Origin of the sequence: Photorhabdus khanii NC19, from assembly GCF_000517265.1 — a bacterium.
Classification (GTDB): Bacteria; Pseudomonadota; Gammaproteobacteria; order Enterobacterales; family Enterobacteriaceae; genus Photorhabdus; species Photorhabdus khanii.
The window spans coordinates 89,617-101,272 of the sequence record NZ_AYSJ01000011.1 but is presented as its reverse complement, the minus strand read 5'-3'; the positions used below and the strand labels follow the sequence as shown (position 1 = coordinate 101,272).

The window sequence follows — 11,656 nt, the reverse complement described above, 5'->3', positions numbered from 1 at the left end:
ACCAAAAGGTGGGATTGGAAAACCTTATCAAACTCCTGGGATCGTCTCGGCGTAAATTTAGAAGCTTCCTTTAGAAAATCTCAGCAAAACTGTTATGAAATCTATCCCTTCTATGACTTATCTGGCTTTCTATAATTTCTACAGAACAATTTCCCGAGAGTAAGCTGTGATAATGCGGTGATGTTGTTGAAAACCTTCTTATATATGTTCTAAATTCTGGGCAATATTCCTCAGAAGGTTAGATTTAGCCAATTTTTTTCAGGTGGATCAAATAAAAGGGATTGAATGTGAAAAAACTTCAACAACAAAGCCGTAGGGCTTTTCTCAGTCAAACTGGTAAGCTCACCACTGTTTGCGCGGCGATTTCCCTGACCGGCGGGATCGCACAGGCAGTGCCGTCAACCGTCGTAGCCGAGGTATCACAGATGCGGACTACTCTTACTGATCGTCATTACTACCTAAGTGATGTGCTGCTGGAAGAGGGATTTGAGTATGACGGCGATACGGTGATTGGCACCCGTACTGCATTATATACGTTGGAAATCAAAGATGGCAGGATCGTTGCTATCCATGTTTCCGGTATGCCGCTTAACACGAATCAGCCATGCTATCAGGCACAGGATCAGTTGCTGTTGCCCGCTTTCCGCGATATGCACATCCATTTGGATAAAACTTTCTACAGTGGTCCGTGGCAGGCGCCGAGGCCGCGCCAGGGTAAAACCATTATGGATATGATTGCCCTGGAGCAGACTCTGATCCCCAAACTGTTACCTACTTCGCAGCAGCGGGCGGAGAGCCTGATTGCCCTGTTGCAATCTAAAGGCAGTACGGTGGCACGCAGCCATTGCAATATCGATCCGGTTAGTGGTCTGAAAAGCCTGGAACATTTACAGTATGCTTTGGAAAATCACCGTGATGATTTCACTTGCGAAATTGTTGCCTTCCCGCAGCACGGTTTACTGCATTCCAAAGTGGAAGGGCTGATGCGCGAGGCGATCCAGATGGGCGTGCAATACGTTGGCGGGCTGGATCCGACTAACGTGGATGCTGCGATGGAAAAATCACTGGATACTATGTTCCAGATTGCGCTTGATAATAACGTCGGTGTAGATATTCATCTGCATGAGATTAGCCCGGAGGGCGTTGCTGCTATCAACTACATGATTGATACGGTGGAGAATATACCGGCCTTGCGAGGTAAGGTTACTATTAGCCACGCTTTCGCCTTGACCACGTTGGACGAGGGCACACTGGCAGAAACCGCTTCCCGTTTAGCGGAGCAGCAGATCACTATTGCCTCCACAGTCCCGATCGGCAGCCTGATGATGCCGTTACCGCAACTCAGAGCCAAAGGGGTGTTTATCATGACGGGTACTGACAGTGTGATTGATCACTGGTCGCCATTCGGCACTGGTGACATGTTGGAGAAGGCTAATTTGTATGCGCAATTGTACCGTGGTTCAGATGAATTTCATCTTTCCCGCTCTATGGCTATTGCTACAGGAGGTGTGTTGCCGCTTAACGACCAAGGACAGCGTATTTGGCCTCAAGTGGGTGATAAAGCTGACTTTGTCCTGGTGGCTGCGAGTTGTTCTGCTGAGGCGGTGGCACGTTTGCCTACCCGTCAGGCAACGTTCCATCAGGGGCGACTGGTGGCTGGTTCGGTGGTTAGGGTCTGATCCAGAAAAGAGTACAGCCGGTTGGTCATTCCCTTATTAAAAGTTGTTTTTGATCTTTTGCCTGTGTTCCAGTTGTCTTCACATTCGTGATGGATCATAGGCAGAAATGACTTAGTGTTCCATATTCAGCCACGCCACAATAAAGTCAGCCACTTGTTCAGGTTGATTGATATTCAGTTGTGGTAAAAGAGTCTCTACTTTTTCATCACTGGCAACAGCAATGACATATTGATCAAGAAGATCACTTAATGGATGGTTAAGAATACGGCGGTATAAGGCAATCTTATTGATTGGCTCACTCTTAAATCCCTCTACCAGAATCAGATCCAGTGAATCTGGATCAAAGCGACTGGCAAGATAGCTCAAATCTAATTCCTGTGAATCTGGTGTTTCTGCCATTAATGCCCATCGTTGTTGGCTGGCGACCAGTGTTTGCTCTGCGCCAGCTTTGCGCAGTTCATAACTGTCTTTGCCCGGTTTATCTACATCCATATCGTGATGAGTGTGTTTTATCAGACCAACCCGGATTTGCCGTTGACGCAATAATGGGATCACTTTTTTGAGAAGCGTGGTTTTTCCTGTACTGCTGTATGCCGTGATGCCAAGCAGTGGAAGAGGTCTTGTACTCATTTTTTGGTCTCTTGCATATATTCCCAATTCCGGCAATCCTCTGGTGTGTTCAGATTGGCAAAAGTAGCTGGATTATTGTCAAATTGAACGGCTATTGCGCCAACCTTATGCATAAACAGCATCAGTTTGCGATCACCATTAGCCAGATAATTTTCCAATTGACAGAACAGACTACAGTGCAGCAAAGCGAGAGTAGGATGAGCACGATTGCCATCATCTGCATAGGCTGCCAATGCCTGTTGTTTTCCCTGCCATAAACGAGTAACTAAATTAGGGGGAAAGTCCGGTACATCACAAGGAACAAACACAACCCAATCGTGACTGGCTGATTTTAGGGTTGCCAGCATTCCAGACAGTGGTCCAGAGAAATCTGGTGTCAAATCAGGAACAACTTGATCACAACTTTGTCGGTAAATATCCAGATTACGGTTGGCGTTGATGATTAATTCATCTACCTGTGGCAACAGCTTATTCGCAATATGCTGGTACAGCGGTATTCTATTTAAGAGAATTAACCCCTTATCATGGCCGCCCATGCGGGTAGCACGGCCTCCTGCGAGGATCGCACCGCTTATTTTTGGTTGCATAATGTTCAATCTATCAGCTAAGACGGTTATTGCCCGCTAATATAACCTTTTTTAGCTTGGTAATTTGGGCTTCACCAAACGTTTTTCAGATAAGATCACCGGATAACTCGCTGATAAAATAACAATCTTTACGCTTATTGACAGAGCAATTCTTTCTCTGTGCGGCTATCCCTGTTAATTTGTATAGGATTTTGTTTATAAGGAATTTGGTATGAAATATCACCGGCTGAATTTTTGCAGAAGTTGGCGAAAGAAGCGGGCTTTTTTGGTGAATTATCTAAGTTGACCGATGATATTTTGATTTATCACTTGAAAATGCGTGATGCTGAGGCAACAGGAGAAATTCCGGGGCTGAAAAAGGATCACGAAGCAGATTTTAAAACTGCGTTATTGTGCGCCCGTGGCGTTATTACAGATTAATCAAGAGAATAGAATGTGCTAACAAACCAGTCTGCTTTTAATTTCCGGGAATTAACACCGGATTTGATTATGGATGCATTGGTGCAGACCGGACTATACATAGATTCTGGGCTGACAGAATTAAACAGTTATGAGAACCGTGTTTATCAGTTTACAGATGAAGATCGTAAACGTTATGTCGTAAAATTTTATCGGCCACAGCGCTGGGATCGGCAACAGATTCAGGAAGAGCATGATTTTTCCCTGGCGCTGCAACAGGCTGATTTGCCGGTGGCCGCGCCTTTGGTGTTTGATCAGCAAACTTTATTGACTTTTAAGGATTTCTTTTTTGCTGTTTTCCCAAGTATCGGTGGCCGCCAATATGAATCTGATAATCTCTTTCAGTTAGAAGATGTGGGTCGTTTGTTAGGTAGAATTCATCAGATTGGTCGTCGGCAAAAATTTACCTCTCGCCCAACTATTGGGTTAAATGAGTATTTGCACCAGCCGCGACAGTTTTTGGCTGCATGTGAGTTAGTTCCTTCAGTACAGAAAGTGCAATTTTTGGCTGTATTGGATGATCTGATAAACGCTGTAGAATCCAATTGGCGCGACGATTGGCAAATATTGAGGCTTCATGGTGACTGCCACCCAGGTAATATCCTGTGGCGTGACGAAGCCTGGTTTGTTGATCTTGATGATGCGCGTAATGGTCCGGCAGTTCAGGATTTATGGATGTTGCTTCATGGCTCCCGTCAAGAGCAGCTATTACAGTTGGATACTCTGTTGGAAGCTTATGGTGAGTTTACGGATTTTGACCTTGGGGAGTTGTCATTAATAGAATCATTGCGTGCTATGCGGATGGTCTATTATTTGGCATGGGTTGCCCGACGTTGGCAAGATCCTGCTTTTCCCAGAGCGTTCCCCTGGATGACAGATGCCGATTTTTGGTTAAAACAGACGTCACTTTTTGCTGGGCAGATTAAGCTGTTACAAGAATCCCCTTTGCAGCTTAACCCCATGTATTAATGTTTATCATGGAGATATTTATGAAAAAGTTTTGGTTAGCTTTAGTCGGAATGATGATGGCATTTGGTGCCTCTGCTGCTAGTTTTACCGAAGGAACACAGTATGTTGAACTGAAATCACCTGTGGCAAATCAACCACAGGTGCTGGAGTTCTTCTCGTTCTATTGTCCTCATTGCTATCAGTTTGAAGAGAGTTTTAAAGTTCCGCAGACTGTGAAACAGAATTTACCGGAAGGAACAAATTTCGTTCGTTATCATGTGGAGTTCCTAGGGCCACTAGGTAAAGATTTGACTGTGGCCTGGGCAGTGGCAGTGGCAATGGGTGTTGAAGATAAAGTGACTCCGCTACTGTTTGAGGGCCTTCAGAAAACACAGACGATTAACACCCCGGCCGATATTCGTAATACCTTTATCAAAGCTGGAGTAACCGGTGAAGATTATGATGCTGCAATGAACAGTTTTGTTGTGAAATCCTTAGTGGTTAAGCAGCAAAAAGCCGCTCAGGACTTGCAACTGCGGGGTGTACCAGCAATGTTTGTTAATGGCAAATATATGGTGAGAAATAATGGCATTGATGCAACTTCTGCTGATACCTATGCGAAATCATATTCAGACGTTGTTAACTTCCTGTTAAAGCAGAAGTAAGGTTGGTTACTGAAATAGAATAACATGAGCATGTGCCGGAGTGAGAAGCTTTGGCACAATGCGTGTCAGAAAGAATTCTTTGTAAGACAAACTCCGGTTATATCCACAACTCTGTGATCTATAAGGTAATATGACAGTTTAATGACTAGGATTATAAGTCATTGATTTTTACCCACCGTTGATAAATTTTTTTTATCAACGGTCTATGCCAGAATGAAAGTCGAAATATCTATACACAAAGTTATCCACAGGATTTATAGCAGAGTGTGAATATCTGGATCTGGCTTCAGCAAAGAAAATTCACACAAAATTCGTTTCCTGCTTCTTGCTGTGGCATCCTATTCCTATTACACCCGTAACAGATAATGAAGAAGACTTATGGCTCAGATAGCAGACAATCCCCTGATTTTGGTTGATGGTTCCTCATACCTTTATCGTGCTTATCATGCTTTTCCTCCGCTGACCAACAGCGCAGGAGAACCGACCGGAGCCATGTATGGCGTATTGAATATGCTGCGCAGTCTGGTAATGCAGTACAAGCCGAGCCATGTGGCGGTGGTATTCGATGCTAAAGGTAAAACTTTCCGTGATGAATTGTTTGCTGAGTATAAGTCTCATCGTCCTCCTATGCCGGACGACTTGCGTGTGCAGATAGAGCCGTTACATCAGATGGTAGAAGCTATGGGGTTGCCGCTGCTGGTGGTCTCGGGAGTAGAAGCCGATGATGTTATCGGGACACTGGCGTTACAGGCGGAAAAAGAGGGTCGTGCGGTGCTTATCAGCACTGGCGATAAAGATATGGCGCAATTGGTAACGCCAAATATCACGCTTATCAATACAATGAATAACACCATTCTGGGGCCGGAAGAAGTGGTTGAAAAGTATGGTGTGCCGCCAGATCTGATTATCGATTTTCTGGCATTGATGGGAGACTCTTCTGACAACATTCCTGGCGTACCTGGCGTGGGAGAAAAAACCGCACTGGGATTACTGCAAGGGATTGGTGGCATGGATAATATCTTTGCCAATCTGGATAAAATTGCCGGGCTCAGTTTCCGTGGTGCGAAAACGCTGGCAGATAAGATGGCGCAGCATAAAGATGTCGCTTATCTCTCCTATAAACTGGCAACCATTAAAACCGATGTTGAGTTGGATAAAACCTGTGTTGCTTTGTCAGTCAAAGAGCCTGATACGGAGAAACTGCATCAGTTATTTTCTCGTTATGAGTTCAAACGCTGGTTGAGTGATGTGGCAAACGGCGATTGGCTGGCAGAGAAAGGCAAAAAACCGGCATCCACTGGTAATGATGAATCATCTCCGACGGAAGATAAATCTGTTTCGGCCACACTCTCTTCTGATAATTATCAGACTATTCTTGATCAAAAAAGCTTTGATGAGTGGATTGAGAAGTTGAAAAAAGCGCTGGTTTTTGCTTTTGATACCGAAACTGACAGCCTTGATACTTTAACTGCTAATTTGGTGGGTATGTCATTCGCAATTTCTGCCGGAGATGCGGCCTATCTACCTCTAGGCCATGACTATCTGGGCGCGCCGGAACAACTTGACAGAGAGGCAGTGTTGGCGGCATTAAAACCGCTGCTTGAAGACAGCAACCTGTTGAAAATTGGTCAAAATATTAAGTTTGATCGCGGTGTGCTGGCTCGCTATGGCATTGAACTGCAAGGCATTGCTTACGATACCATGCTGGAATCTTATGTACTTAATAGCGTTGCAGGTATGGGGCGGCATGATATGGATAGCTTGGCTGAACGTCATCTGAATCATAAGACCACGACGTTTGAAGAGATTGCTGGTAAAGGTAAAAATCAGCTCACCTTTAATCAAGTTCCGGTGGAACAAGCTGCAATGTACGCCGCAGAGGATGCAGATGTCACTTTGCTGCTACATCAAACTATGTGGCCGCAGTTGGAAAAAACACCAGCGCTGAAAAAAGTATTCCTGAATACAGAAATGCCATTGGTCATGGTGCTTTCCCGTATGGAGCGTACAGGCGTACTAATTGATGCAAATATTCTGGCTGAGCATTCAAAAGAAATTACCACCCGTCTGGATGAGTTGGAAAAAGAAGCTCATGAACTGGCTGGTGAGGCTTTCAATCTGGCTTCGCCAAAACAGTTGCAGGCGATATTGTTTGAAAAATTGCAATTGCCGGTAGTAAAGAAAACGCCGGGTGGTGCGCCATCCACTAATGAAGAGGTATTGGAAGAGTTGGCGGATACCCATGCGTTGCCGAAAGTGATCTTAGAGCATCGTGGGTTGGTAAAATTGAAATCCACTTACACCGATAAACTACCACAGATGGTCCATCCGCTGACCAAACGGGTGCATACTTCCTATCATCAGGCGGTAACGGCAACAGGACGTCTCTCTTCACGTGATCCTAATCTGCAAAATATTCCTGTCCGTAATGAAGAGGGCCGCCGCATTCGTCAGGCATTTGTGGCACCTGAAAGTTACCGGATTATGGCCGCTGACTATTCTCAGATTGAGTTGCGGATAATGGCTCATTTGTCTCAGGATCAAGGGTTGTTGAAGGCTTTCGCCGAAGGGCAAGATATTCACCGGGCAACGGCGGCAGAAGTCTTTGGTTTGCCACTGGAACAGGTAACCAGTGAGCAGCGCCGTAGTGCTAAGGCGATTAACTTTGGTTTGATCTATGGTATGAGTGCATTTGGTCTTTCCCGTCAGTTAGGTATTCCTCGCGGTGAAGCTCAACGCTATATGGATCTCTATTTTGAGCGCTATCCGGGGGTATTGGCATATATGGAGCGTACTCGTAAACAAGCGGAAGAGCAGGGTTACGTTGAAACGCTGGATGGCCGTCGTCTTTATCTGCCAGATATCAAATCTCGCAGTGGTATGCGCCGTAAGGCAGCAGAACGTGAAGCTATTAACGCGCCAATGCAGGGAACTGCGGCGGATATCATCAAAAAAGCAATGATTGCGGTGGATGACTGGATTATCAGTGAAGCGCCGAAAGTTCGCATGATTATGCAGGTTCACGATGAGCTGGTATTCGAGGTTCATGAGTCACAACTTGAACATGCAGAACAGAAAATTCGTGAATTGATGGAGAAGAGTTTGGTGCTTGATGTTCCGTTGAAAGTGGATGTGGGTATTGGTGACAGTTGGGATCAGGCGCACTGATATGCCAGATTAATAAGCGATAGGCTGAACTGAGGTATTTGGTTCAGCCTTTTTTAATGGCCCTGTTAATCATAGTCACCATGTTTTTTCCATCCTAAGGCTGACGAAGAATTGTTATGTTGATTCATATTATTATCCTGATCAGGTCATATTCAATAGACTGTTTTCCATAGGGAATTTGTGCTGCAAAATCCCACGATAATGGGAGATTGGGCAGGATCTTTAATTTCACTAGATAATATTAGTAGTGAACTCAGTGTTGATGTAGCAGAAAAAAGTGATCAAATAGTTGTGTCGATCTGTTTTGCTGTAAAGAAAATACTAATAATGTAATATTTTTTGTACTGTTCGAGTATATTAGATCCAGATCGCATAAATATGTAATTAAACTACATTTAGTGGTGGATAAACAAACAAAACCCTAAGCTGAATCGAGATAATCATTGAAAATAAATTACAAAAAGGCTTTTTCTGAGAAATAAAATAGGGTAGAGTTATTGGCGTAGGGTACAGAGGTAAGATGTTCTATCTTTCAGACCTTTTACTTCACGTAATCGGATTTATAGCTGAATATTAGCTGCCCCAGTCAGTTTTGACTGGGGCATTTTTTTATTTGAATTTAGTGGGTAGGAATAAAAAAAGCGGTATTAACTATTGTCTTCAATTTGAACGGTTGGCTGGCTGAACCATATGTCCAGTTTCTGTTGTAATTTATCGATCCCGATTTTTTTCAGGGCGGAGAAATATTCCACTTGAATATCTCCATCGAGAGCTGCTAACTCTTCACGTACTTTATTCAACTGGTTTTTACGGGCACCGGATGTCAGTTTATCGGCTTTAGTCAGCAATGCCATAACGGGTACATGCATTGCCACCGCCCATTGGATCATCTGTTGATCAAGGTCTTTCAATGGATGACGGATATCCATCAGCACCACTAGCCCAAGCAGGCATTCACGTTTTTGCAAATATTCACCCAGTGCTTTTTGCCATTTACGTTTTATCTCTTCCGGTACTTCGGCATAGCCATAGCCGGGTAAGTCAACCAGACGAATACCTTCTTCTACTTCGAATAAATTGATGAGCTGTGTGCGGCCTGGTGTTTTACTGGTACGGGCGAGACTTTTCTGTTTCGTCAGGGCATTTAGCGCGCTGGATTTACCCGCGTTTGAACGGCCGGCAAACGCGACTTCAATGCCCAGTTCTTGAGGCAGATGGCGAATATCAGGTGCGCTCGTGATAAAACGGGTCATATGATAGTTGTGGTTTTTGATGGTCAAAATGATTATCTCCCTGAGAAATGCACTGAATATACGCCAAAGGAGATTATACCGATAGCCACTGTTGGTTGACAGGATTAAAAATAATGACATATTTCTGATGGGTTAAGCCAAATTTGCTATTTTGCCGTCAATTATTGCCTTATTTGTGAAATAAAATCTGATCTATTGTGAGAGGATAAATTTTTACCCAAGGCACCAACCAATTGATATCGTAAAGGTAAGTAAATATTGAGCACTATGCTGAGGAGATTATTAGAATTGATTTCAGCTTGTGTTGTTGACCTTAATATATAGGAATCCAGAATGTTTAAACGTATTTTAGTGTCGCTTGTCACTGCATGTTCTCTGAGCACAATGGCACCTTTGGCTCTGGCTGCGGGTGAAACCCATGTGAAGCTGATGACAACAGAGGGTAATATTGAACTGGAATTAAATAGCCAGAAAGCGCCGATTACAACCAAAAACTTTATTGAATACGTCAATGAGGGTTATTATAACAACACAATTTTTCATCGGGTAATCCCTGGATTTATGGTTCAGGGGGGCGGTTTTACCAAAGATTTGCAGCAGAAAGTGACTAAAGAAGCCATTAAAAATGAAGCGGATAATGGGCTGCGTAATTTACGCGGAACGATTTCTATGGCGCGTACCGCTGATAAAGACAGCGCTACTAGTCAATTTTTTATCAACGTAGCGGATAATGCTTTCCTTGATCATGGTCAGCGTGACTTTGGCTATGCAGTATTTGGTAAAGTCGTAAAAGGTATGGATGTTGTAGACAAAATTTCTCAAGTAAAAACTGAAAATGTTGGTCCCTATCAGAATGTACCGGTGAAACCCGTGGTTATCCTGTCTGCTAAGATTATTCCTTAACTTTTTTCTGAGACATTAATGATCACTGCAATTATGGCAGTTTCTGGATCTGATTAATAATCGGGCCTTCATTTGAATGAAGGCCCGTTTTACGGTTATTCATACATTTTCTTGGTGAATTCTTTATTTTCTTCGGTTCGTGGATAATATCTGTCTTTGTAGCACTTCTTCTCTTTACTCTCACAGTGAACACCATTACTCAAAGTGTAGGATGAAAGGTCAAAATCTTTCCCATCACCAATCATTTCTTTCAGGCGCTCCGATGCTTTTTTCCCTAAATATCTTTTGGTAAGTTTTAGCGATAAACCTTGCTGATCAGCGCAGTATTCTCCTTTTTTATCACAAATAACCCCTTTTTCTGGAAAGAAAATATGTGCAGCTTTAGTTGCAGCCAGTATGGGTAAGGACAGCAAAAAAAGAGATGCTATGATCAGTTTTGTCTTCATAACAATTACCTTACTTATTGAATATCAAAATAGAGCCTATGTTTTGTAAAGGTATGAGAGTAAGTTGATTGAGGAAAAAGTAGTCATTGATTTTGTTACACTATGCTACAAGTGCTTATGTGCTATGATAGCCGCCCCGTTGTCGTTAGGCCGTTTTACCTGAAATCATGTTGTTCATGATAAAACAAGTTGCAGGATTGGCAGGACAACAAATACAGCGATAAAAATGGGTAGGATAGACTCCTATGTTATTAATAATAGATAACTATGATTCTTTTACGTATAACTTATATCAATATTTTTGTGAATTGGGAACAGATGTTTTAGTCAAGCGCAATGATGAATTACAGCTTGAAGATATTGAGCGATTGGCGCCTACACATCTGGTTATTTCCCCAGGCCCTTGTACCCCAAATGAAGCAGGAATTTCTCTGGTTGCGATTTCTCATTTTGCGGATAAATTGCCGATTCTGGGTGTTTGTCTTGGGCATCAGGCAATTGGGCAGGCATTCGGTGCCAGTGTGGTAAAAGCCAGGGAAGTGATGCATGGGAAAACTTCGGCCATTCATCATAATCAGCAAGGTGTGTTCAAAGGGCTAAATCGGCCATTAACGGTTACCCGTTACCATTCATTGGTGATTGCCGCAGAGACTTTACCCGCCGCTTTTGAAGTCACTGCATGGAGTCAGCATAACGGCAATGTCGATGAGATTATGGGAATTCGTCATCGTACTTTGCCCTTGGAAGGTGTGCAGTTCCATCCTGAAAGTATTCTCAGTGAACAAGGGCACCAGCTACTGAGTAACTTTCTTAGATATTAACCCGATACCCATAATTTCTTCATTTATTCATCTTTTTCATTTGCCCATCTTTGATTTTTTATGCATATTTAATGATTATAATTTCATTTTTGAATGA

The 11,656-nt window shown here is 43.4% G+C and carries 11 protein-coding genes and 1 pseudogene; 8 read left to right on the top strand and 4 right to left on the bottom strand.

Features of this window, described 5'->3' with window-relative positions:
- Positions 1 to 287: 287 nt before the first annotated feature.
- On the top strand, positions 288 to 1,679 hold the full coding sequence (locus tag PTE_RS10315; RefSeq protein WP_036845973.1) for an amidohydrolase family protein: 1,392 nt from the start codon (positions 288 to 290) through the stop codon (positions 1,677 to 1,679).
- A gap of 111 nt (positions 1,680 to 1,790) precedes the next feature.
- Here the strand turns inward: PTE_RS10315 and mobB are convergent, their stop codons facing one another.
- On the bottom strand, positions 1,791 to 2,309 hold the full coding sequence (gene mobB, locus PTE_RS10310; protein ID WP_036845970.1) for a molybdopterin-guanine dinucleotide biosynthesis protein MobB: 519 nt from the start codon (positions 2,307 to 2,309) through the stop codon (positions 1,791 to 1,793).
- Entirely contained in the window at positions 2,306 to 2,896 is a 591-nt protein-coding gene (gene mobA / locus PTE_RS10305) for a molybdenum cofactor guanylyltransferase MobA (protein WP_036845968.1), read from the bottom strand. Before mobA ends, mobB begins: the two co-directional genes overlap by 4 nt.
- Before the next feature lie 228 nt (positions 2,897 to 3,124).
- Here mobA and PTE_RS10300 point away from each other — a divergent pair.
- The 5 genes and pseudogenes from PTE_RS10300 to spfP form a co-directional block, all read left to right on the top strand.
- Positions 3,125 to 3,316: pseudogene (locus tag PTE_RS10300) on the top strand (DUF1040 family protein); the annotation flags it as partial.
- Between the two features lie 15 nt (positions 3,317 to 3,331).
- Positions 3,332 to 4,324 (top strand): serine/threonine protein kinase, encoded by a 993-nt coding sequence (locus tag PTE_RS10295; RefSeq protein WP_036845965.1) that lies wholly within the window; start codon positions 3,332 to 3,334, stop codon positions 4,322 to 4,324.
- Between the two features lie 20 nt (positions 4,325 to 4,344).
- A complete protein-coding gene (gene dsbA, locus PTE_RS10290) occupies positions 4,345 to 4,968 on the top strand; it encodes a thiol:disulfide interchange protein DsbA (protein ID WP_036845963.1) in 624 nt (207 codons plus the stop codon).
- A 378-nt stretch (positions 4,969 to 5,346) separates the two neighbouring features.
- Positions 5,347 to 8,136 carry a DNA polymerase I gene (polA, locus tag PTE_RS10285; protein WP_036845961.1) on the top strand — a complete coding sequence of 930 codons (2,790 nt, stop codon included), beginning with the start codon at positions 5,347 to 5,349 and terminating at the stop codon, positions 8,134 to 8,136.
- A gap of 520 nt (positions 8,137 to 8,656) precedes the next feature.
- Positions 8,657 to 8,713, top strand: coding sequence for a small protein SpfP (spfP, locus tag PTE_RS27445; RefSeq protein WP_445375908.1), 57 nt, complete (start codon positions 8,657 to 8,659; stop codon positions 8,711 to 8,713).
- 70 nt (positions 8,714 to 8,783) lie between these two features.
- On the opposite strand, the gene yihA is transcribed toward spfP, so the two are convergent.
- Positions 8,784 to 9,416, bottom strand: coding sequence for a ribosome biogenesis GTP-binding protein YihA/YsxC (gene yihA / locus PTE_RS10280; protein WP_036846551.1), 633 nt, complete (start codon positions 9,414 to 9,416; stop codon positions 8,784 to 8,786).
- Between the two features lie 306 nt (positions 9,417 to 9,722).
- On the opposite strand from yihA, the gene ppiA reads away from it, so the two are divergent.
- A complete protein-coding gene (ppiA, locus tag PTE_RS10275) occupies positions 9,723 to 10,292 on the top strand; it encodes a peptidylprolyl isomerase A (RefSeq protein WP_036845959.1) in 570 nt (189 codons plus the stop codon).
- 95 nt (positions 10,293 to 10,387) lie between these two features.
- Here the strand turns inward: ppiA and PTE_RS10270 are convergent, their stop codons facing one another.
- Positions 10,388 to 10,738, bottom strand: coding sequence for a YcgJ family protein (locus PTE_RS10270; protein WP_051477349.1), 351 nt, complete (start codon positions 10,736 to 10,738; stop codon positions 10,388 to 10,390).
- A 245-nt stretch (positions 10,739 to 10,983) separates the two neighbouring features.
- Between PTE_RS10270 and PTE_RS10265 the strand changes: the two genes are divergently transcribed.
- Positions 10,984 to 11,559 carry an aminodeoxychorismate synthase component II gene (locus PTE_RS10265; protein WP_036845957.1) on the top strand — a complete coding sequence of 192 codons (576 nt, stop codon included), beginning with the start codon at positions 10,984 to 10,986 and terminating at the stop codon, positions 11,557 to 11,559.
- Positions 11,560 to 11,656: the final 97 nt, after the last annotated feature.

Excerpts from the sequence above, each read along its gene's own strand:
- mobB (WP_036845970.1), bottom strand. The coding sequence starts at position 2,309 with ATGAGTACAAGACCTCTTCCACTGCTTGGCATCACGGCATACAGCAGT.
- mobA (WP_036845968.1), bottom strand. The coding sequence starts at position 2,896 with ATGCAACCAAAAATAAGCGGTGCGATCCTCGCAGGAGGCCGTGCTACC.
- dsbA (WP_036845963.1), top strand. The coding sequence starts at position 4,345 with ATGAAAAAGTTTTGGTTAGCTTTAGTCGGAATGATGATGGCATTTGGT.
- polA (WP_036845961.1), top strand. The coding sequence starts at position 5,347 with ATGGCTCAGATAGCAGACAATCCCCTGATTTTGGTTGATGGTTCCTCA.
- ppiA (WP_036845959.1), top strand. The coding sequence starts at position 9,723 with ATGTTTAAACGTATTTTAGTGTCGCTTGTCACTGCATGTTCTCTGAGC.
- PTE_RS10270 (WP_051477349.1), bottom strand. The coding sequence starts at position 10,738 with ATGAAGACAAAACTGATCATAGCATCTCTTTTTTTGCTGTCCTTACCC.
- PTE_RS10265 (WP_036845957.1), top strand. The coding sequence starts at position 10,984 with ATGTTATTAATAATAGATAACTATGATTCTTTTACGTATAACTTATAT.